Origin of the sequence: Streptomyces sp. TLI_171 (assembly GCF_003610255.1) — a bacterium.
Lineage (GTDB): Bacteria > Actinomycetota > Actinomycetes > Streptomycetales > Streptomycetaceae > Kitasatospora.
The window spans coordinates 3,264,393-3,284,606 of record NZ_RAPS01000001.1; the positions used below are offsets into that span (position 1 = coordinate 3,264,393).

At 73.6% G+C, this 20,214-nt stretch carries 19 protein-coding genes; 11 read left to right on the forward strand and 8 right to left on the reverse strand.

Annotation, left to right across the window (positions count from 1 at the left end; translation table 11 throughout):
* Positions 1-17: 17 nt before the first annotated feature.
* The gene (locus tag BX266_RS14845; protein WP_099900086.1) at positions 18-479 is read right to left on the reverse strand and encodes an Lrp/AsnC family transcriptional regulator; all 462 of its coding nucleotides are present in this window, start codon (positions 477-479) and stop codon (positions 18-20) included.
* Positions 480-597: 118 nt separating this feature from the next.
* Entirely contained in the window at positions 598-1,275 is a 678-nt protein-coding gene (locus tag BX266_RS14850; protein ID WP_099900088.1) for a UbiX family flavin prenyltransferase, read from the reverse strand.
* A gap of 64 nt (positions 1,276-1,339) precedes the next feature.
* Between BX266_RS14850 and BX266_RS14855 the strand changes: the two genes are divergently transcribed.
* Together BX266_RS14855 and BX266_RS14860 are read left to right on the forward strand one after the other, a co-directional pair.
* Positions 1,340-2,080, forward strand: a complete 741-nt coding sequence (locus BX266_RS14855; protein ID WP_099907879.1) for a cyclase family protein — start codon at positions 1,340-1,342, stop codon at positions 2,078-2,080.
* A 74-nt stretch (positions 2,081-2,154) separates the two neighbouring features.
* Positions 2,155-2,922, forward strand: coding sequence for an MOSC domain-containing protein (locus tag BX266_RS14860; protein WP_099900090.1), 768 nt, complete (start codon positions 2,155-2,157; stop codon positions 2,920-2,922).
* Here BX266_RS14860 and BX266_RS14865 read toward each other — a convergent pair.
* Complete coding sequence (locus BX266_RS14865) at positions 2,870-3,247, reverse strand: VOC family protein (RefSeq protein WP_099900092.1); 378 nt, start codon at positions 3,245-3,247, stop codon at positions 2,870-2,872. The genes BX266_RS14860 and BX266_RS14865 overlap by 53 nt on opposite strands.
* Before the next feature lie 210 nt (positions 3,248-3,457).
* Here BX266_RS14865 and BX266_RS14870 point away from each other — a divergent pair, with 210 nt between their 5' ends.
* From BX266_RS14870 to BX266_RS14895, 6 genes are read left to right on the forward strand one after another with little or no spacing between them, the layout of a single operon-like run.
* Positions 3,458-4,222, forward strand: coding sequence for a GntR family transcriptional regulator (locus BX266_RS14870; protein WP_099900094.1), 765 nt, complete (start codon positions 3,458-3,460; stop codon positions 4,220-4,222).
* Positions 4,223-4,262: 40 nt separating this feature from the next.
* A complete protein-coding gene (locus BX266_RS14875) occupies positions 4,263-4,490 on the forward strand; it encodes a ferredoxin family protein (protein ID WP_099900096.1) in 228 nt (75 codons plus the stop codon).
* A 39-nt stretch (positions 4,491-4,529) separates the two neighbouring features.
* Complete coding sequence (locus BX266_RS14880; protein ID WP_259464704.1) at positions 4,530-5,882, forward strand: ABC transporter substrate-binding protein; 1,353 nt, start codon at positions 4,530-4,532, stop codon at positions 5,880-5,882.
* Entirely contained in the window at positions 5,879-6,661 is a 783-nt protein-coding gene (locus BX266_RS14885) for an ABC transporter permease (protein WP_099900100.1), read from the forward strand. Before BX266_RS14880 ends, BX266_RS14885 begins: the two co-directional genes overlap by 4 nt.
* Before the next feature lie 13 nt (positions 6,662-6,674).
* Positions 6,675-7,391 carry an ABC transporter ATP-binding protein gene (locus BX266_RS14890; RefSeq protein WP_099900102.1) on the forward strand — a complete coding sequence of 239 codons (717 nt, stop codon included), beginning with the start codon at positions 6,675-6,677 and terminating at the stop codon, positions 7,389-7,391.
* Between the two features lie 12 nt (positions 7,392-7,403).
* On the forward strand, positions 7,404-10,079 hold the full coding sequence (locus tag BX266_RS14895; protein WP_099900104.1) for a fumarate reductase/succinate dehydrogenase flavoprotein subunit: 2,676 nt from the start codon (positions 7,404-7,406) through the stop codon (positions 10,077-10,079).
* A 126-nt stretch (positions 10,080-10,205) separates the two neighbouring features.
* Here the strand turns inward: BX266_RS14895 and BX266_RS14900 are convergent, their stop codons facing one another.
* The 4 genes from BX266_RS14900 to BX266_RS14915 are packed head-to-tail and all read right to left on the reverse strand — an operon-like array spanning position 10,206 to position 16,978.
* The gene (locus BX266_RS14900) at positions 10,206-12,869 is read right to left on the reverse strand and encodes a poly(A) polymerase (protein ID WP_099900106.1); all 2,664 of its coding nucleotides are present in this window, start codon (positions 12,867-12,869) and stop codon (positions 10,206-10,208) included.
* On the reverse strand, positions 12,869-14,563 hold the full coding sequence (locus BX266_RS14905) for an RNA ligase family protein (RefSeq protein ID WP_099900108.1): 1,695 nt from the start codon (positions 14,561-14,563) through the stop codon (positions 12,869-12,871). Before BX266_RS14905 ends, BX266_RS14900 begins: the two co-directional genes overlap by 1 nt.
* A gap of 58 nt (positions 14,564-14,621) precedes the next feature.
* On the reverse strand, positions 14,622-15,524 hold the full coding sequence (gene mqnP, locus BX266_RS14910) for a menaquinone biosynthesis prenyltransferase MqnP (protein ID WP_099900110.1): 903 nt from the start codon (positions 15,522-15,524) through the stop codon (positions 14,622-14,624).
* Entirely contained in the window at positions 15,521-16,978 is a 1,458-nt protein-coding gene (locus BX266_RS14915) for a menaquinone biosynthesis decarboxylase (RefSeq protein ID WP_099900112.1), read from the reverse strand. The genes mqnP and BX266_RS14915 overlap by 4 nt, the downstream gene beginning before the upstream one ends.
* A 92-nt stretch (positions 16,979-17,070) precedes the next feature.
* On the opposite strand from BX266_RS14915, the gene BX266_RS14920 reads away from it, so the two are divergent.
* From BX266_RS14920 to BX266_RS14930, 3 genes are all read left to right on the forward strand, one after another.
* Positions 17,071-17,469, forward strand: coding sequence for a PLD nuclease N-terminal domain-containing protein (locus BX266_RS14920; RefSeq protein ID WP_180290493.1), 399 nt, complete (start codon positions 17,071-17,073; stop codon positions 17,467-17,469).
* A gap of 351 nt (positions 17,470-17,820) precedes the next feature.
* Positions 17,821-19,413 carry an acyl-CoA carboxylase subunit beta gene (locus BX266_RS14925; protein WP_099900116.1) on the forward strand — a complete coding sequence of 531 codons (1,593 nt, stop codon included), beginning with the start codon at positions 17,821-17,823 and terminating at the stop codon, positions 19,411-19,413.
* Positions 19,414-19,482: 69 nt separating this feature from the next.
* Positions 19,483-19,686, forward strand: coding sequence for an acyl-CoA carboxylase epsilon subunit (locus BX266_RS14930; protein ID WP_099900118.1), 204 nt, complete (start codon positions 19,483-19,485; stop codon positions 19,684-19,686).
* A 79-nt stretch (positions 19,687-19,765) separates the two neighbouring features.
* Here the strand turns inward: BX266_RS14930 and BX266_RS14935 are convergent, their stop codons facing one another.
* On the reverse strand, positions 19,766-20,170 hold the full coding sequence (locus BX266_RS14935) for a hypothetical protein (protein ID WP_099900120.1): 405 nt from the start codon (positions 20,168-20,170) through the stop codon (positions 19,766-19,768).
* Between the last annotated feature and the right edge of the window lie 44 nt (positions 20,171-20,214).

Sequence of the window (20,214 nt, forward strand, 5' to 3'; positions counted from 1 at the left end):
GTGTCGGTTTTCGGAGGCTACTCGCCGAGGTGCAGCGGGAGTTCGCTGACCCGATTCTCCCACTTGGTGGAGAGCACCACCGTGGTCCGGGTGCGCGCCACCCCCTTGGTGCCGGACAGTCGCTTGACCACCGACTCCAGGCCCTCCACGTCGGGCACCCGCACCTTCAGCATGTACGAGTCGTCACCCGCGATGAACCAGCAGTCCTCCACCTCCGGGAGGTCCTTCAACCGGTGCGAGACGTCGTCGTGGTCGGCCGCGTCGGTGAGCTGCAGCCCGATCAGGGCCGTCACCCCGTAGCCGAGCGTCGCCGGATTGACCGTCGCCCGGTAGCCGGTGATCACGCCCGCCTGCTCCAGGCGGTTGATCCGGTCCGTCACGCTCGGCCCGGACAGGCCCACCAGGCGGCCCAGCTCGGCGTACGAGGCGCGGCCGTTCTCCCGGAGTGCCTGGATGAGCTGTCTGTCCACAGAGTCCATTGCCTGCCGCGTCCTTCCGAACCTCTCCAGAACCACAGATCATTTTCCGGAATCCAAGGCGCTCCGCGCCGGTCAACCCGGGTATCCCAGAGAACATACTCTCCCGTAACCGGCCCGCTCACTCGCCCCGGCGCGGCCCGCTTTCGCGGTGTCGCCCCGGCGTGCCGGCCGCCTCGCCGAGGCTGCCCGACCAGCGGCGGTACAAGTCGTGCGGCACGCCGACCGCGTCGAGGACCCGGCCCGCCACGAAATCGACCAGTTCCCGGGCGGTGGAGCCGCCCGCGTAGAACCCCGGCGAGGCCGGGAGCACGACCGCGCCCTGCTCGTCGAGCGCCACCAGGTGGCGCAGCGTGGTGCCGCTGAGCGGGGTCTCGCGCAGGCAGAGCACCAGCGGGCGGCGCTCCTTCAGGGTGACCGAGGCGGTGCGCTGGAGGAGGTCCTTGGACAGTCCGAGCGCGATGCCGGCCGCGGCGCCGGTGGTGGCCGGGACCACCAGCATGCCCTTGGCGGGGTAGGAGCCGGAGGACGGGCCGGCCGCGAAGTCCCCCGCGGACCAGTGCCGGACGCCGCTCAGCTCCTCCTCCGGCACGTCCAGCCACCGGGCGAGGTCGGCCTGCCAGTGCGCGTCCCGGAAGGAGATCCCGGTCTCGTCCAGGATGGTCAGCCGTGCGGCCCGGCTCACGATCAGGTCGACGGCCTCGCCGGCCGTGAGCAGCGCGCGGATCACCGAAGCGGCGTAGGGGGTGCCGCTGGCGCCGGACACGCCGACGACCCAGGGCTTGCGGGTGGGGCTCATGCCACCCATTGTCCGACGGCTCCGGGGGCCGGCGAGCGCGCGGGTCCGCTGCACAATGGGTGGCATGGCAGCCGTGTTGGTGGATCTGACGCATCCGGTGGTGTCCGGGATGCCGGTGTATCCGGGGGACCCGGGGGTGGAGTTGCGAGCGGCGTTGACGGCCGAGGTGGAGGGGGTGAACGTGCTGGCGGTGCACCTGGGGTCGCAGACCGGGACGCACGTGGACGCGCCGTACCACCTGGACGTGCGCTGGCCGACGCTGGACGGGTTGCCCTTGGAGCTGTTCACCGGTCCCGCGGTGGTGGTGGACCTGCGGGAGGTGCCGGCCCGCGGCGAGGTGACGGCTGATCACCTGGCCGGTGCGCTGGCGGTGTCGGGGCCGGGGACGGTCCTGCTGCTGGCCACGGGGTGGCCCAAGTACTGGGGCACGGACCGGTACTTCGCGCACCCGTACCTGACGGAGGAGGCGGCGGAGGCGATCGTCGCGGCGGGGGTGCGCACCGTCGGGGTGGACGCCCTGTCGGTGGACCCGACGCCTGACCCGGGGCCGTCGAATCCGGAAGTGGCGAGCCTGCTGGCGGAGTTGGCGGACGAGCACGATCCGGAGCCGGAGCAGGCGACGCTGGCGGCGCACCGGGTGCTGCTGGGGCCCGAGGGCGGCGGGGTGATCGCGGAGAACCTGACGGACCTGACGCTGCTGCTGGAGGCGCAGGCGGCGGGGGCGCCGGTGGAGGTGTCGCTGTTCCCGTTGCGGTTGACGGCGGCGGACGGGGCGCCGGTGCGGGCGGTGGCACGGATCGGCTGAGGGTGGCTCAACGGTGGCCACCCGCCCGCGACTTGGTCTAGACCATCCCGGGAACGCCCCGCTAGGCTCGCGCCATGCCTGAGATCGTCGGTGTGGTCGAGCGCTTGTGGCGCTATCCCGTGAAGTCCGCGGGCGGCGAGTTGCTCCACTCCGTCGAGGTGGAGGAGCGCGGCCTGGTCGGCGACCGCCTGTACGCGGTGCGGGACGGGGCCGGGAAGCTGGGCTCGGGCAAGAACACCCGCCGCTTCCGGCGGATCGACGGCCTGCTGCGGCTGAGCGCCCGGCTCGGGACCCGGATCGACGGGCCGGAGCTGTTCGACCCGCTGGGCATGCCGGTGCCGGACCCGAACGCGTTCCTGCGCGCCTACCTGGAGCAGGAGGACGTGGAGCTGGCCCGCGAGGACGCGGTGTCGCACTTCGACGAGCTGCCGGTGAGCGTGCTGACCACGGCGACCCTGGACTGGGTGGCGCAGGCGGTGCCGTCGGCGGTGGTGGACGAGCGGAGGTTCCGGCCGAACGTCCTGCTGCGGACGCCGCCGGGGACCCCGCCGTTCGTCGAGGACTCCTGGTACGGCCGGGAGGCGAAGGTGAAGGGCGGGGCGCGCCTGGCCTTCGTCCGGCCCAGCGTGCGGTGCGCGATGGTCGGGGCGGCGCAGCCCGGACTGCCGCACGCGCCGGAGATCCTGAAGACCCTGGCGCACGAACGGGACACCGAGCTGGCCGCGCTGGCGACGGTGTCCCGTCCGGGCGCGCTGCGGGTCGGGGACGCGCTGCAGCTGGCCCGAGCCGTCAGTCCGGCCGGCGCGGGACCAGGCAGAACGGGTGCCCGGCCGGGTCGGTGAACACGCCCCACCGCTCGTAGCGGGTCCTGAGCTCGGCGCCGAGTTCGATCACCTGGGCGGCGGCGGTCTCGAAGTCCTCGACGTCGATGTCCAGGTGGAACTGCTGCGGATGGGCCGGGTCCGGCCAGATCGGCGGGCGGAAGTCCTCGACCCGCTGGAAGGCGAGCACCCGGCCGTCGGGCAGGTGGACGGTGGACCACTCCTCGTCGAGCGACCAGCGCGGGTCGGGCCGGTCGACCTCGCCGCCGAGCAGGGCCGCGTAGAACTGCGCCAGGCCCGCCGGGTAGTGGCAGTCCAGCACCACGCACTGCAGTGTGCCGATCATCGTGCTCCCCGTTCCGCTCGTGAGGGTCCGCCTTCCAGCATGGCGCATCGCCCCGGCGGGTGGCGGTTCATTGATCGGAGCCGGTGTCGGCGCAGGTCCGCGGGGTTCCCGACGGGCCGTCAGGTGGCGTAATGGTGCGGCAACGAAAACCGGGCCCGACCGCCCCTAGGGTTGCCGCGGACAGCGCAGCCGAGGGCCGGAGCAGACCCGATGACCAGCGAGAACCCCGTTCGCAAGCAGAGCAGCGCGGGCGCCAGGAGGCCGCGGGCCGACCGGGCCCGGCAGGTCGCCGACGTGCTGCGCCAGCAGGTGCTGAGCGAGGCGTTCGGGACCGGGCCGCTGCCGCACGAGGACGTGCTGGCGAAGGAGTTCGGCGCGTCCAGGAACACCGTGCGACAGGCCCTTGACCTGCTGCGCGGGGAGGGCCTGGTGCGCCGGGTGCCGGGCTCGGGGACGCTGGCGGCGGCGGAGAAGGTGCCGCACGGGCTGAACCGGCTGGAGGGCCTCGCGGAGACCCTGCACGAGCACGGCGAGGTACTGAACGAGGTCCGCTCGTTCGGGCCGGTCCGGGCGCCGGGGGCGGTGGCCCGCCGGTTCGGGCTACCGGACGGCGCGGACGTGGTGTACGTGGAGCGGCTGCGCCGGCTGAACGGGCTGCCGCTGTCGCTGGACCTGACCTACCTGGCCCCCGACATCGGCGCGCTGCTGAAGCCCGCCGACCTCGCCCACCGGGACGTGTTCCGGCTGATCGAGGAGGCGGCGGGCCAGCCGCTGGGCGCCGCCGACATCACCCTGGAGGCCGTCAACGCCGACGCGCACTCCGCCACCGTGCTCGAAGTCCCGCGCGGGGCCGCCCTGTTGATGCTGGAGCGGCTGACCACACTGGCCGACGGACGGCCCGTCGACCTGGAGTACGTGCGCTTCCGCGGCGACCGGCTGGCCATGCGCGGCCGGCTGCTCCGCGACCTGCTCTGACCTGGAACGAACCGACCTTCCTCACCCTGGAGTTGGACCGATGGCGCTCGCCGAGCACCGCACCGACGTGCCCGTGACCATCGATGCCTCGCTGTGCATCGCCGGCTGCACGCTCTGCGTCGAGATGTGTCCGCTGGACTCGCTGGCCATCGACGAGCAGAGCGGCACCGCGTACATGCACGTGGACGAGTGCTGGTACTGCGGCCCCTGCGCCGCCCGCTGCCCCACCGGGGCGGTCACCGTCAACATGCCCTACCTGATTCGCTGAGGATGCGTCGAAATGCCTTACTGGAGAACGAAGTCGGTCGTGCTGTCAGTGGCCGTGGCGCTGGCCGCGGGGGCCGCGGGCTGCTCCTCCGCCGGTGACTCCGGCACCGTCGAGGTGGTGGTCGGCTACCAGTCGAAGACCATCAACACCGTCACGGCGGGCACCCTGCTGCGGGCCCGCGGCTACTTCGAGCAGCAGCTCGCCGAGCTGGGGCGGCAGGACGGGCGCCACTACAAGGTGGTCTGGCAGGACTACGACGCGGGCGCGCCGATCACCGCGCAGATGCTCGCCGACAAGATCGACATCGGTTCGATGGGCGACTACCCGCTGCTGATCAACGGCTCCCGCGCGCAGGCGGCCGGCGGGCCGGGCACCCGGCTGGTGTCGGTCACCGGCTACAACCTGCTCGGCGCGCTCAACTCGGTGGTGGTGCCTCGCAGTTCCTCGGCGCACACGCTGGCCGACCTGAAGGGGAAGAAGGTCTCCAGCTCGGTCGGCTCGGCCTCCGACGGCACCCTGGTGCAGGCCCTCGCCAAGGCGGGCGTCGCCGAGTCGGAGGTGCAGAAGCAGAACCAGCAGCCGGCCGTCGGGGCGTCGGCCCTGAAGGCGGGCAGCGTGGACGCGCTGGCCCAGTTCGTGGCCTGGCCGGCCGCGGTGGTGTTCGCCGGTGACGGCCGGCTGCTGTACGACGGCGCGGCGCTCGGCCGGCCCACGCTGCACGGCGTGGTGGTGCGGCAGAAGTTCGGCAGCGCCCACCCGAAGGTCGTGCAGGCCTTCCTGCGCGCCCAGGACACCGCCACCCGCGACCTGAACGAGCACCCGCTGGCCGCCGCGCAGACCGTCGCCGAGGCCACCGGCCTGCCGCCCGAGGTGGTCTACCTGTACAACGGCCCGAACGGCATCGCCACCTTCGCCACCGCCCTGGACCCGCGGCTGCTGACCGCGCTGCGCGAGGACGTCCCGTTCCTCACCTCGGTCGGCGTGCTGAAGGCGCTGGACGTGGAGCGCTTCGTCGACCCGTCGTACCTCAAGGACTCCGGGGTGACGGACGCCCAGCCCGCCCGGATCACCGGCACCGACGCGGTCTGCGGGCGGCCGGTGACGGACCCGGCGCTGGCCGGCGAGCTCTGGTACCAGGGCGAGCAGTCGACCCGCCCGGCGGCCGACCCGAACTGCCTGCTGAAGGCCGTCAAGGCGGGCGGCGGCACGCTGCGGACCGCGTACGTGCCCGACGCGGCCACCGGCACCCGGTGGTTCGCCGACCAGGACTGGTGGGTGCAGGACGGCGCGGCGCTGAAGCCCTTCACCACCGAGGACGGCGCCAAGGCCTACCTGGCCGCGCACCCGTCCGCGCGTCAACTCACCTACCAGCAAGCGCTGGACGCCGCGTGACCGGCCGCCGGCGGCTGCTCCGGGCCGCGGCCCTGCTCGGCTTCCTCGGGCTGTGGCAGCTGCTCACCGCGCTGAAGGTGCAGGCCTGGGTGCGGTTCGACCACCTGCCGACGGTGCTGCAGGTCGCCGAGGCGCTGAAGGTGCAGCTGGGCACCGCCGTGTACTGGCAGGACCTGGCCGACAGCCTGCGGCGGATCTCCACCGGCTTCGCGCTGGCCGCCCTGCTCGGCGTCACCGCAGGGGTGCTGACGGCCCGTTCGCGGACCGCCGCCGACCTGATCGGCCCGGTCCTGGAGCTGATCCGGCCGATCCCGGCGATCGCGCTGGTCCCGGTGGCGATCATGCTGTTCCCGGAGAACGAGCAGGGCATCGTGTTCATCACCTGCGCCGCCGCGTTCTTCCCGATCACGGTGGCCACCCGGCACGCGGTGCGCGCCGTGCCGCCGCGCTGGGAGGAGGCGGTGCGCACCATGGGCGGCGGCACCCGGCGGGTGCTGTTCGGCGTGGTGCTGCCCGGCGCGCTGCCCGGCGTGGTCGGCGGGCTGTCGGTGGGTCTCGGAGTGTCCTGGATCTGCGTGATCTCCGCCGAGATGGTCTCCGGCCAGTACGGCGTCGGCTACCGCACCTGGTCCGCGTACACCGTGCTCGACTACCCCGGGGTGTTCGTCGGCATGGCCACCATCGGTCTGCTCGGCTGGACCACCTCCGGCGCGGTCGAGCTGCTCGGTCGACGGCTCACCCGCTGGCTCCCGCCGGCCCTTTCGGAGGTACGGACATGAGCGAGGTGGGAGCATGAGTCTGCGACTGACCGCGCGCGGCCTGGGGCTCGGCCACCCCGGCCAACCCGTACTCCAGGACGTCGAGTTGGACGTGGCGCCGGGTGAGGTGCTGACGGTGCTCGGCCCGTCCGGCTGCGGCAAGTCCACCCTGCTGCGGGCGCTGGCCGGGCTGCTGGCGCCGGTCGGCGGCGAACTGCTGGCCGACGGGCGTCCGCTGGGCGGTCCGGGCGCCGAGCGGGCGCTGGTGTTCCAGGAGGACGGGCTGCTGCCCTGGCGGACCGTCCGGCGCAACGTCGAACTGCCGCTCGCCATCGCCGGGTTGACGCGCGGCGAGCGCCGCGCGCCGGTGGCCGACTGGCTGGAGCGGGTCGGTCTGGGCGCGCACGGCGACCGGCTGCCACGGGAGTTGTCCGGCGGGCAGCGCCAACGCGTCCAGCTGGCCCGGGCGCTGGTCGGCGCCCCCAGGGCGGTGCTGATGGACGAGCCGTTCGGCGCGCTCGACCCGCAGACCCGCGCCGGGATGCAGCAACTCCTGCTCTCGGTCTGGGAGAAGGAGCGCTGCACGATCGTCTTCGTCACCCACGACGTGGACGAGGCGCTGCTGCTCGGCGACCGGGTCGCCGTCCTGGCGGGCGGCACCCTGGCCGCCGTCCACGAGGTGCCGCGACCGCGCGACCCGGAGGCGGACCGCGACCGGCTGCGCGCCTCGATCCTCACCCATTTCGCTTGAAAGGCACGGCAGATGCGCACACCCGAGATCAGCGAGGCGCGCCGGCTGGAGTGCGACGTCCTGGTGGTCGGCGGCGGGACCGCCGGCTCGATGGCCGCGATCGCCGCCGCCGAGGCCGGGGCCCGGGTCCTGCTGCTGGAGAAGGCCCACGTCCGGCACTCCGGGGCGCTCGCCATGGGCATGGACGGCGTCAACAACGCGGTCGTCCCCGGCCGGGCCGACCCGGACGCGTACGTCGCCGAGATCACCCGTGCCAACGACGGGATCGTCAACCAGGCCACCGTCCGGCAGACCGCCCGCCGCGGCTTCGACATGGTCCGGCGGCTGGAGGGCTACGGCGTCAAGTTCGAGAAGGACGAGCACGGCGAGTACGCGGTGCGGCAGGTGCACCGCTCCGGCTCGTACGTGCTGCCGATGCCGGAGGGCAAGGACGTCAAGAAGGTGCTGTACCGCGTCCTGCGGGAGCGCCGGATGCGCGAGCGCGTCACCATCGAGAACCGGGTGATGCCGGTCCGGGTGCTCACGGCCGGGGGCCGGGCCGTCGGCGCGGCCGGGTTCGACACCCGCAGCGGGGAGTTCGTCGTGGTCTCCGCCGGGGCGGTGGTGCTCGCCACCGGCCCCTGCGGGCGGCTCGGCCTGCCGGCCAGCGGCTACCTGTACGGCACCTACGAGAACCCCACCAACGCGGGCGACGGCTACGCGATGGCGTACCACGCGGGCGCCGAGCTGTCCGGGATCGAGTGCTTCCAGATCAACCCGCTGATCAAGGACTACAACGGCCCCGCCTGCGCGTACGTGGCCAACCCGTTCGGCGGGTACCAGGTCAACCGGCACGGCGAGCGCTTCGTCGACTCCGACTACTGGTCCGGGCAGATGATGGCCGAGTTCGCCGTCGAACTCGCCTCCGACCGGGGTCCCGTGTACCTGCGCACCACCCACCTGCCCGAGGAGACCGTGCAGGCCCTGGAATCCATCCTGCACACCACCGAACGCCCGAGCCGCGGCACCTTCCACGCCGGGCGCGGCCACGACTACCGCACCCACGACGTCGAGATGCACATCTCCGAGATCGGCCTGTGCGGCGGCCACAGCGCCAGCGGCGTGTGGGTCGACGAGAACGCCGCGACCACGGTGCCCGGCCTGTACGCGGCCGGGGACCTGGCCTGCGTCCCGCACAACTACATGATCGGCGCCTTCGTCTTCGGCGAGCTGGCCGGCACCCACGCGGCCGGCCAACTCCCGGCTGCCCCACTCGAGTTGCCCGAGGAGCAGATCACCGCGGCGCACCGGCTGATCTACCGCGCCCTCGACCACCCGGACGGGCCACCGCAGCAGCAGGTCGAGTACAAGCTCCGCCGCTTCGTCAACGACTACATCGCCCCGCCGAAGACCGGCGCCCGGCTGTCCGTCGCACTCGACCACTTCGAGCGGATGCGCGGCGAGATCGCCGGCATCGGCGCCCGGACCCCGCACGAGTTGATGCGCGCCGTGGAGGTCGACTTCATCCGGGACTGCGCCGAGATGGCCGCCCGCGCCTCACTGGCCCGGGAGGAGTCCCGGTGGGGCCTCTACCACCAGCGGCTCGACCTGCCCGCGCGGGACGACCGCGCCTGGTTCCGGCACCTCAACCTGCGCAAGCGCGCCGACGGCGCGATGGAGTTCCTGACCCGCCCGGTCGCCCCCTACCTGGTGCCGGTGGACGGCCTGGAACCCCCCGGAGGCGAGGTCGAACTGCTCGGCCCCGTCGAGGCCATGGTGGTCGGCCGCACCGGCGCGGTCGCCTCGGCCGCCGGGGCGGGCCGTGCGGCGCGCACGGCCAAGGCGCAGGGGCGGGTGCTGGAGGTCCTGCGGGCCGAGGGCGCCGCGCTGGTCGAATTCCTGACGGACCGTGAGCCCGAAGTCCGGCTGGCCGCCGTCGCCGGGCTCACCGAGCACACCCCGGACGGCACCGGCCCCGCGCTGGTCGGCGCGCTGAGCGACCCGGACGGGCGGGTCCGTGCGGCGGCCGTCGCCGGGCTGAGAGAGCTGGTGGAGGTGCTGGACGCCTCGCTCGGGCCGGGCCTCGCCGCCGTCGCCGACTCGGCGGACCCGGTGGTCCGGGCCGGTGCGCTGGAGCTCGCCCGCGTCCTGCGGGTCGGCACGGTCGACCTGTTCGCGGCCGGGCTGGCGGACGGGCACCTCACGGTGCGGCTGCAGGCCGTCCGGGGCCTGGTGTCCCTGGACGCGGCCGGGGCGCTCGCGGCTGGCGCCGCGGACCCGGCGCGCGAGGTGCGGGTCGCCGTCGCGGAAGGGCTCGGCACCATCGGTGACACGTCGGCGGCGGACGTGCTGACGGCGCTCGCCGCCGATGCCGATCCGCTGGTCCGGGCCGGCGCGTTCACCGGCGCGGCGGGCCTCGGCGGGCCCGCGCCGCTGGCCGACCTGGCGTCGCGTCAGGATCCGGACTGGCAGGTGCGGAAGGCCGCGGCCGCGGTGCTGGGAGCCGCCGGGCGGTGGGACCCGCTGATCGCCCTCGCGGAGGACGGCAACGGCGACGTGCGGAAGGCCGCCGTCCGGGCCCTGGCCGGCGGCCTCGGGTCCGCGGGCGTCGCGGACACGCTCCGCGGACGGCTCGCCGACAGCGACGCGGACGTCCGCGCCTACGCCCGGCTGGCCCTGCACGAGACCGCGGGGGCCCGGCGGCCGTAGGACCTAGAGGTCCAGCTCCCCGCCGTGGACACGCTCCGCGGACGGCTCGCCGACAGCGACGCGGACGTCCGCGCCTACGCCCGGCTGGCCCTGCACGAGACCGCGGGGGCCCGGCGGCCGTAGGACCTAGAGGTCCAGCTCCCCGCCGTGGACGTACCGGGCGGTGACGCCGGGGAGGGTGCGCAGGAGCGGGGTCAGGGATTCCGGGGTGGGCGGGGTGGGGCCGAGGCCGATGGGGAGGGTCGGGCCGGGGAGCGGGTGGGGCCAGGCGTGGGAGGCGGGGAGGGCGGCGAGCAGGGGGCGGAGGCGGCTCTTGGTGGGGCCGAGGTTGTCGGGAGTGGTGGTGAGGAGCAGCCAGGCGGCGTGGCGGCGGTGGAGCGGGGGCGGGGTGAGCAGCTCGGGGTGGGTGGGGCCGAGCTCCCAGGCGCGGTAGAGCTCCTCGGTGAGCAGGTCCCGGGTGTGGGCGGCGACGTGGCCGGTGCAGCTGCGGACCGGGGCGGTGGGGGTGAGCACCGTGACGGGGTCGGAGTGGGGCTCGGCGGGGGTGCCGAGGAGGGTGACGGGTTGGCGCCAGTCCCAGGCGGCCCAGGTTTCGGTGAAGTGGCGGAACAGCTCGGCGGGGTCGTCCGCGGGGTGTTCGCGGACCGTCCGGGCGGCGAGCACCGTCCAGGCGAGGGAGGGGAGTTGGCCGAAGGGGGCGGAGGCGAGGCCGCGGACCGCGGTCCAGGCTCTGACCCGGCGGGCGAGGGCGGCGAAGGCGGGGCGGCGGTCGCCGACGGCGGCGAGGATCGCCTCGGCGTCGGTGACGGCGCTGAGCGCGAGTTCGCCGTCGGGCGGGGCGAGCACCAGGTCGACGGAGAGACCCGCGAGGTCCATCCGCAGGCCGGGGACGCGGGCGCCGCGGACTTCGCGGAGGTCGCGGGCCTCGGGCAGGGCGGCGGTCAGGGCGTCGACGAGGGCGGGGAGGTCGGGGTCGGCGGGCAGCGCCGCGACCAGGTCGAGGTCGGCCCCGTCGAGGTGGCATCCGAGCCGTCGGGAGCCGACCGTGCGGAGGTCCGCGCCGGGCAGGGCGGCGGCGATCCGGCCGATCAACTCCGGTATGTCGACGCCGGGTTCGGTCGGGGTGGGTGGCGCGGGCTCGGGGTGGTGGCGGCACTCGCCGGTGCCCAGGGCGACACTCGCACGCGGGCGCATCGGGCCGTCGCCGCGCCGGGAGAGGACGACGAGTTCGCCGACCTCGGCGGTCATCGGTTCGAGGTCGACGGCAGCGCCGGCCGGGTCGCCGGTCTGACCGAGGGTCAGGTGCGGGTGGTAGCCGTCGGTGTGGGCGCGGCAGCCCGGGAAGCGGCGTTCGAGGGCGTGCCGGAGCGCGGCCCAGGGGGCGGCGGTGTCGGCCGCGGGGTCGAGCCAGAGGGTGGCGGTGAGCCGGTGGACGAAGCTGTGCACGCCGGCCAGGGTGGCGGTGAAGGGCTGGACCTCGGCGGCGGCCCGGGCCAACAGCGGGAGGGCGCGGTCGAATTCGTGCTCGGCGACGAAGCCGTACAGCAGGTTGACGTGCGGGGGCCAGCGGTCGAGTCGCGGGTCGTACCGTTCCCGGACGCGTTGGATGGGCGGCCAGAGCTCGGCGGGCGGGATCCAGGCGACGGCGGTGCGGACGGTGGGCGGGGCGTCCAGCCGGTCGACCGCGGGTTCGGCGCCGAGGTCGACGGTGGCGGCGAGGCCGTAGTGGTCGGAGGGGTGCAGGCCATCTGCGTCGGGGCGGTCGCCGAGCAGGTGGGCGGTGGCGGTGCGGGTCCGACCCGGGCGGAGCAGGATCCGGTCGAGGCGTCCGGCCCGGCCGGTGAGCGACCCGACCGCGGCGAGCGGGTTGGCGGCGGGGTCGAAGGTGGGGGTGCGGTCCTCGGGGCCGTACAGCTCGGTCCAGGCGTCGCGCAGGCCGAGCGCGGTGGACGGCTCCCAGCCGCTGTCGTTGAAGTCGCCGAGGACCAGGAGTTCGCCCTCGACGGCGGCGAACCCTTCGGCGAGTTCGGCGAGTTCGGCGGTGCGGCGGGCCGCGCCGTCCGTCGAGTGGTCGCTGCTGAGATGGACGGCGGCGGCGGTGAGCGGCCCGGCGACGGTGTCCAGGGTGATCGCGGTGACGGCCTTGTGCGGGCCGAGCCGGTGCCGGCCGGCCTCCAGCACGGGGAGGCGGCTGAGCAGCAGCAGTCCGTGGCCGTCGATCTCGCGGCCGAACGGGTCGGCGCCGAGGGTGTACTGCCCGCGCACCCAGTCCTGTGCCAGCAGGAGCTTGATCAGGGCGGGTTCGACTTCCTGGAGGGCGATCAGGTCGGCGTCGGCGGCTTCGAGCGCGGCGAGCAGCAGGGGGCGGCGGCGGGCGGTGTGGATCCGGTCGGCGTCGAACCGGTCCCACAGGGTGTTCCAGGTGACGACCCGCAACTCGGTGGCCGGGAGCGCGGGTTGCGGGGCGGCGGGGCGCCAGCCGCGGGCGTCGGTCCAGGCGTGCGGGGTGCTGGGGGTGAAGAACGGGGCGGGCAGTCCGCGCGGCGCGGTCCGGTGGCCGGCCGTGGTGGTGTCGAGCAGGTCGACGCCGGTGGCGCGGTCCCACACCACCTGGCCGTCCGCCTCGACGTGCCGGACCCGGTGCCAGGGCACCTCGCCGGAGGCGGTGAAGGACTCCAGCGGGACCAGCTTCGTCCGGTCGTCGCGCTGGCGGACGCCCAGCACGAACCGGGCCGGGTCGAAGCGCTCGTCCCAGCGGATCCGCTGGCAGACCTGCTCGATGGGGCGCATCAGTCCTCGTCCTCGTCCAACGATCCGGCGGTGTCGCGGACGGCGCCGTCCGCGCCGACGTACCAGGTGCGGTGGGCCTGCCCCGGGTAGGGCGGGCTCCAGCGGTGCAGTTGCGCGGTCAGCACCTCGGCGGCCACCGGGTGTCGACGCGTCGCGTTGCGGCGGGCCAGCTCGACCGGGTCGACCGCCATGACGACCTGGGTGAGCAGGGCGTCCCGGCGCTGGGCGATCGCCTGCACGTGGGAGCGCTGGTGGCGGTTGAGCGAGGTGGCGTCCCAGACGGCGGCGCCGCCGCCGGCGAGCGCCGCCTCCAGGGCCGTCAGGCCCTCCCGCAGCACCTCGGGGTTGTCGCGCTGCTCGGTGCGCGAGCCGCGGGCCGCCCGCAGGTCGTCCAGCGCGATCCTGGCCCCGGGCAGCGTCGCCGCGAAGGTCGACTTGCCGCTGCCCGCCGGGCCGCACAGGTGCACCAGCCGGGGGAACGCGCCGTCCCGCCGGGCCCAGGTCGCCGCGACGGCCTCCTCGGCGGTGGCGATCCGCTCGAGCGCGTACGCCTCCCGGGCCTGCGCCCAGCAGCGGTCCCGGATGTCCGGTCCGAGGCCGGCGAGCGCTTCGCGCAGCCCGGAGCGCAGCGCGGCGAGCGGGTCGGCGGCGAGCAGCCCGGCGTCCTCGGCGTGCAGCGCGGACCAGGCGACCTGCTCGGAGCCGGGGAACGCGGTGGCCGCGACGGCGTGCAGCACCCCCAGGTCGGCGGCCGCGCTCAGCCGGACCAGGCCGGCCCGCCGTTCGTCGTCCGGGTACGGGCGCTCCACCAGCGGGTGCAGGCCCACCAGGTCGGCCGTCCGGCGGGCCCACCGCAGGCCCAGCTGCGGGGCCAGCCGGGGCATCAGCTCCTCCCGCCGCTCTGCCCGCAGGCCCGCGGCCAGGACGCCGGACAGCCGGGCGTCGCCGGTGCGGCCGAGCGCATCGAGCCGGTCGGCGATCCGGTCGAGCTCCGGGAGCACGGGCAGGCCGAGGGCCTGCGCCAGCCCGTCCGGATCCGGCGCCCCGCCCGAACGGACGTGCCACAGGGCGGAGTTCGGCCCGAGGCCGTTCTCCACCACGGCCGCGTGCATCCAGTGCGTGTCGGTCTGCACGTGCTGCGGCCGCACCCACTTCGCGACCCGCCGCCCGAACTCGCCCCGGTCGAAACCGTCGACGGTGCGGACGACGTAGCCCTCCTGCCGGTTCAGGTCGAACTTCAGCGCCCGGAGGGCCCGTTCGTCGTACCGGCCGCGCCACAGCACGCGCGGCGCCGGCACGCCGAGGCGGCGCAGGAAGCGGACGGTGGCGTCCCAGTCGAGGCAGCGGTCCTCGGCCGTCCAGACCGAGAAGCCGTAGAACCAGCTGTCCAGGTCGGTGTACGCCAGGGAGTGCCGGGCGAACAGGTTCTCCCCGCAGATCCGCCAGCCGGCCGGCAGGTGCGCCCCGATCCGCCCCTGCAGACCCTTCACCCAGGCCCGGGACGGATGGTGCGCGGAGTCCAGGGACCGCGCGTGCAGCCCGTCCGCGTACAGCGTGGTGTTCTCGCCGTCGAGCTTCTCGGTGACCACCACCTCGGCTCCGGCCAGCCCCGACAGGTCTCCGCTGCGGAGGTCGTCCGCCGCCGCACCCGGCGACCACGGGAGGTGCGGCGTCCGCGGATAGTGAACGCGCATGCCGCCACCCTAGGGACGGGGTGGCGGCACGGGCCAACGATTTGCGCGGATGCCGGGGCTAGCCGGTCAGACCGCGGCTGATCAGGTCGATCAGGGCGAAGGCGAACAGGGAGATGCCGACGAAGCCGTTGGTGGAGAAGAAGGCGCGGTTGAGGCGGGAGAGGTCGTTGGGCTTGACGATGGTGTGCTCGTAGACGAAGGCGCCGGCGACGACGGCCAGGCCGCACCAGAAGAAGGCGCCGGCGTCGGTGAGGACGGCGTACCAGACCAGCAGCGCGGTGGTGAGGAAGTGGCAGACCCGGGCGCCGGTGATGGCCGCGGGGATGCCGAACCGGGCGGGGACGGAGCGGACGCCCGTGCCGCGGTCGGCGGCGACGTCCTGGCAGGCGTAGATCAGGTCGAAGCCGCCGATCCAGATGCCGACGGCCAGGCCGAGGACGACGGCGTCCCAGGACCAGGCGCCGGTGACGGCGAGCCAGGCGCCGATCGGGCCGATCGCCTGGGCGAGGCCGAGGATGGCCTGCGGGAAGTCGGTGAACCGCTTGCCGTAGGGGTAGACGACCATCGGGACGACGGCGACCGGGGCGAGCAGCAGGCACAGGGTGTTGAGCAGCGCGGCGGAGCCGAGGAAGACCACCAGCGCGATGGCGGAGCCGATGTACGCGGTGCGCAGCGAGACGGCGCCGGTGACGAGTTCGCGGCCGGCGGTGCGCGGGTTCCGGGCGTCGATCTCGCGGTCGATGATCCGGTTGGCGGCCATCGCGAAGGTGCGCAGGCCGACCATGCAGACGGTGACCAGGAGGAGTTCGCCCCAGTGCACGGTGCGGTCGGCGAGGAACATCGCGGTGAGGGCGGCGATGTAGGCGAAGGGCAGGGCGAAGATCGAGTGCTCGATCATGACCAGGCGCAGGAAGGCGCGGGTCCGGCTCTGCGGTACTTCGAAGGCGTCGGCGGTGGTCACAGACCGTATTCCTTCCAGCGGCGGGTGACCCGGGCGGCGGTCGCGGGGTCGGAGGCGACCATCTCGGGCCAGCCGCCGTCGCGGGTGTAGCCCTCCTCGGGAAGCTTGCGGGTGGCGTCGATGCCGGCCTTGCCGCCCCAGAACTGCTGGTAGGAGGCGTGGTCGAGGTGGTCGACGGGGCCTTCGACGACGGACAGGTCGCGGCTGTAGTCGACGTTGCCGAGGGCCCGCCAGGCGACTTCCTGGTAGTCGTGGACGTCGCAGTCGGCGTCGACCACGACGATCAGCTTGGTCAGCGACATCATGTGGGCGCCCCAGATGGCGTGCATGACCTTCTGCGCGTGCTTGGGGTACTTCTTGTCGATCGAGACGATCACGCAGTTGTGGAAGCCGCCGGCCTCGGGCAGGTCGTAGTCGACGATGTCCGGGATGATCACCTTGAGCAGCGGGAGGAAGAAGCGCTCGGTGAACTTGCCGAGCGGCCCGTCCTCGGTGGGCGGGCGGCCGACCACGATGGACTGCAGGATCGGGCGGCGGCGCATGGTGACGCAGTCGATCTTCAGCGCGGGGAACGGCTCCTGCGGGGTGTAGAAGCCGGTGTGGTCGCCGAACGGGCCCTCGGGCAGCAGCTCCCCCGGCTCCAGCCAGCCCTCCAGCACCACCTCGGCGTCCGCCGGGACCTGCAGCGGCACCGTCCTGCAGTCGACCATCTTCACCCGCTCGCCCGCGACGAAGCCGGCGAACAGGTACTCGTCGATGTCGCCGGGCAGCGGCGCGGTGGCGGCGTAGGTGACGGCGGGCGGGCAGCCGAAGGCGATCGCGACGGGCAGCTTCTCGCCGCGCTTGGCGGCGACCGCGGCGTGGTTGCGGCTGTCCTTGTGGATCTGCCAGTGCATGCCGATGGTGCGCTTGTCGTGCCGCTGCAGCCGGTAGAGGCCGAGGTTGCGGACGCCGGAGTCGGGGTCCTTGGTGTGGGTGAGGCCCAGGTTGAAGAAGGAGCCGCCGTCCTCGGGCCAGGTGAACAGCGCGGGCAGCTGCTCCAGGTCGACGTCCTCGCCGGTGAGCACCACCTCGTGCACGGGCGCGTCGCCCGACTTCACGTTCTTCGGCGGGACGTGCGCCATCGAGGCGAGCTTGCCGAAGGCCTCGCGGAAGCCGGTGAAGCCTTGCGGCAGTTCGGGCTTGAGCAGGCCGCCGATCTTCTCGGCGATGTCGTCGGGCGACTTCAGGCCGAGCGCCTTGGAGAGCCGCCGCTCGGTGCCGAAGACGTTCATGGCCAGCGGCATCGCCGAGCCCTTGACGTTCTCGAAGAGCAGCGCGGGGCCCTTGGCCTTCTGCACCCGGTCGACGATCTCGCCGACCTCCAGATAGGGGTCGACCTCCACCTTGATCCGCTTCAGGTCGCCCTCCCGTTCCAGGGCCCGGAGGAAGGAACGGAGATCGTCGTATGCCATACCTGTCAGTATCCGGTACGGGCTAACCTGAGCCCGCCAAGGGTCCTGTTCGAACTTCTCCGGAGATCTGCGCTGTGCTGAGAGTCGTGCCCATGGTGGCGCTGCTGGCCCTGTGGGTGTGGGCCTTCATCGACTGCCTGACCACCCCCGAGGACGAGCTGCGCCACCTGCCGAAGGTGGTGTGGGTGATCGTCGTGCTGTTCTTCCCGCTGGTCGGGTCGATCGCCTGGCTGGTGGCCGGCAAGGACCGGACGCAGGCGCGCCGCCGGCAGGTGGCGTGGCCGTCCGGGCCGACCGCCGGGTACCCCGAGTACGAGCGGCCCCGTCCGCTCGCGCCGGACGACGACCCGGAGTTCCTGGCCTCGCTGAAGCGCGGCAACCAGCAGCACGAGGAGATGCTCAAGCAGTGGGAGGCGGACCTCCGCCGCCGCGAGGAGGAGCTGCGCCGGGACGACGACCGTCCCGGGGACGGCGACCGTCCGAAGAGCTGATCCCGCCTTTTGGCGCATCCCTACCATCCGGGCTTTCCCGGCCTCCGCTCCAGCTGTCCGCCGGCCCCTGTGCGCCCCCGTCCGCGCCGGGCGGTCCGGCGGTCTGCGCGCTGCCGCGATCTAGCCGCTGACCTGCTGCTTCGACCGTCTTCCCACCCCCTCCCGGGGGTACCCGTGCGGGGTCGCCCGGGGCGACTCGGGAGTAGGGCCGCGCGCCCCCTTCTGTGGGGCCTGTACAGCGATCGGCTCCCGACCTTGTACGGAATCGACGCCGAAACGCGACCACTCGGACTCGTACTGTCGTAGCAAGAGAGGTGTTCGCTGCCCCACGCGACCTTGGAGTGGTTCGAGATGACGGTCCTGCACGATGCGCCGGTCGGCGGCGAGGCTCCGGCCGACGCCCGTAGTCGGGTCGCCGAGCTGCACGAACTGCGCGAGCAGGTCCGCCGTGGCCCGAGTGAGAAGGCCACCGAGGCGCAGCACGCCAAGGGCAAGCTGACGGCGCGTGAGCGGATCGAGCTGCTGCTGGACGAGGGTTCGTTCCACGAGGTGGAGCCGTTGCGGCGGCACCGGGCGCAGGGTTTCGGCCTGGAGGCGAAGAAGCCGCACACCGACGGGGTGATCGTCGGCTGGGGCACCGTCCACGGCCGCACGGTGTTCACCTACGCGCACGACTTCCGGATCTTCGGCGGTGCGCTGGGCGAGGCCCACGCGCAGAAGATCCACAAGATCATGGACATGGCCATCTCGGCCGGTGCGCCCCTGGTCTCGCTCAACGACGGCGCCGGCGCCCGGATCCAGGAGGGCGTGACCGCGCTGGCCGGCTACGGCGGCATCTTCCAGCGCAACACCCGCGCCTCCGGCGTGATCCCGCAGATCTCCGTGATGCTCGGCCCGTGCGCCGGCGGCGCGGCCTACAGCCCGGCGCTGACCGACTTCGTCTTCATGGTCCGCGAGACCTCGCAGATGTTCATCACCGGCCCCGACGTGGTCCAGGCCGTCACCGGCGAGAAGATCACCCAGAACGGCCTCGGCGGCGCCGACGTCCACTCCTCCGTCTCCGGCGTCTCGCACTTCGTCTACGACGACGAGCAGTCCTGCATCGAGGAGGTCCGCTACCTCCTCTCGCTGCTCCCGCAGAACAACCGCGAGATGCCGCCGACCGTCCCGAACGACGACCCGGTGGACCGCCGCAACGAGTCGCTGCTCGACCTGGTGCCGGCCGACGGCAACCGCCCGTACGACATGCGCAAGGTGATCGAGGAGATCGTCGACCACGGCGAGTACCTGGAGGTCCACGAGCGCTGGGCGACCAACGTGATCTGCGCGCTGGCCCGGGTGGACGGCCACGTGGTGGGCATCATCGCCAACCAGCCGCAGTCGCTGGCGGGCGTGCTGGACATCAACGCGAGCGAGAAGTCCGCGCGGTTCGTGCAGATGTGCGACGCGTTCAACATCCCGCTGGTGACCATGCTGGACGTGCCCGGCTTCCTGCCCGGCGTGGACCAGGAGCACGACGGCATCATCCGGCACGGCGCGAAGCTGCTGTACGCGTACTGCAACGCCACCGTGCCGCGGATCCAGCTGATCCTGCGCAAGGCCTACGGCGGCGCGTACATCGTGATGGACTCCCGCTCGATCGGCGCGGACCTGTCCTTCGCCTGGCCGACCAACGAGATCGCCGTGATGGGCGCCGAGGGCGCCGCCAACGTGATCTTCCGCCGCGACATCAACGGGGCCGAGGACCCGGAGGCGATGCGCGCGCAGAAGATCAAGGAGTACAAGACCGAGCTGATGCACCCGTACTACGCGGCCGAGCGCGGCCTCGTGGACGACGTCATCGACCCGAGCGAGACGCGAGCCGTTCTCGCCTCCTCCCTGGCCATGCTCCGCACCAAGCACGCCGACCTGCCGAGCCGCAAGCACGGCAACCCGCCGATGTAGCGGTCGATGTAACGGGAAGTCAAGCACGCCGAAACCATTCAGACTTCAGCCTGGGGGAGAACAGGAACCATGAGCGAACCTCTCGTCCGCATCGTCCGCGGCTCACTGAACGCCGAGGAACTGGCCGCGCTCACCGCGGTCCTGGCCGCCCGCGCGGCCCACGCGGCGGCCGCGGCCGCCGTCGCCCCGGCCGTCGAGCCGATCGCCACCTGGTCGCGCGTCGAGCGCCGGCCGGCCTACTTCTCCCCGGTCAGCTGGCAGCAGGCCGCCTGACGGCGGCGCCGTCGGGCGGAGAAACGGAAACAGGAGCCCGCCCGGGCTCCTGTTCCTGTTCCCGGCCCCGTACGGGGCGCTACGCGGCCGCCAGCGCCGCCGGCCGGCCCGCGTGCATGGTGGTGAGGTTGGCGGCCAGGCGCTGCGGGTCCTGGGCGAGCCAGAGCCGGACGGCCGCCCCCAGCATGACGCAGGAGGAGCCGAGCCGGACACCGGTGGACTGGGCGATCCGGGCGGCGGCGATGGTGAGCAGATCGGCCAGCTCGGTGGGGAGCCAGACGGTCAGCGCGCACGGCGCCGGGGTGGTGATGGCGGCGAGCAGCCGGTAGGCGTCCGCCGCGCAGTGAAGGGTGGGCAGGACGTCCAGCAGGCCGTCGGCGACGACTTCGGAGACGTCGCTGTGGTGGCCCTGGGCGAGCCGTCGCAGCAGCGTGCGTTCAGCTGCGGTGATTCGGACGGTCATGATGACCTCGTCGCACTCCATGGTGCGGCCCTCCTCGCGACTGTGTGGTGCGTGGGATGACGGGG

Coding starts and splice junctions, on each gene's coding strand:
- BX266_RS14900 (WP_099900106.1), bottom strand. CDS start 12,869: ATGCGCCCCATCGAGCAGGTCTGCCAGCGGATCCGCTGGGACGAGCGC.
- BX266_RS14865 (WP_099900092.1), bottom strand. CDS start 3,247: ATGATCGGCACACTGCAGTGCGTGGTGCTGGACTGCCACTACCCGGCG.
- BX266_RS14855 (WP_099907879.1), top strand. CDS start 1,340: ATGGCAGCCGTGTTGGTGGATCTGACGCATCCGGTGGTGTCCGGGATG.
- BX266_RS14875 (WP_099900096.1), top strand. CDS start 4,263: ATGGCGCTCGCCGAGCACCGCACCGACGTGCCCGTGACCATCGATGCC.
- BX266_RS14845 (WP_099900086.1), bottom strand. CDS start 479: ATGGACTCTGTGGACAGACAGCTCATCCAGGCACTCCGGGAGAACGGC.
- BX266_RS14870 (WP_099900094.1), top strand. CDS start 3,458: ATGACCAGCGAGAACCCCGTTCGCAAGCAGAGCAGCGCGGGCGCCAGG.
- BX266_RS14920 (WP_180290493.1), top strand. CDS start 17,071: ATGGTGGCGCTGCTGGCCCTGTGGGTGTGGGCCTTCATCGACTGCCTG.
- BX266_RS14935 (WP_099900120.1), bottom strand. CDS start 20,170: ATGGAGTGCGACGAGGTCATCATGACCGTCCGAATCACCGCAGCTGAA.
- BX266_RS14860 (WP_099900090.1), top strand. CDS start 2,155: ATGCCTGAGATCGTCGGTGTGGTCGAGCGCTTGTGGCGCTATCCCGTG.
- BX266_RS14890 (WP_099900102.1), top strand. CDS start 6,675: ATGAGTCTGCGACTGACCGCGCGCGGCCTGGGGCTCGGCCACCCCGGC.
- BX266_RS14850 (WP_099900088.1), bottom strand. CDS start 1,275: ATGAGCCCCACCCGCAAGCCCTGGGTCGTCGGCGTGTCCGGCGCCAGC.
- BX266_RS14925 (WP_099900116.1), top strand. CDS start 17,821: ATGACGGTCCTGCACGATGCGCCGGTCGGCGGCGAGGCTCCGGCCGAC.
- BX266_RS14930 (WP_099900118.1), top strand. CDS start 19,483: ATGAGCGAACCTCTCGTCCGCATCGTCCGCGGCTCACTGAACGCCGAG.
- BX266_RS14905 (WP_099900108.1), bottom strand. CDS start 14,563: ATGCGCGTTCACTATCCGCGGACGCCGCACCTCCCGTGGTCGCCGGGT.
- BX266_RS14895 (WP_099900104.1), top strand. CDS start 7,404: ATGCGCACACCCGAGATCAGCGAGGCGCGCCGGCTGGAGTGCGACGTC.
- BX266_RS14915 (WP_099900112.1), bottom strand. CDS start 16,978: ATGGCATACGACGATCTCCGTTCCTTCCTCCGGGCCCTGGAACGGGAG.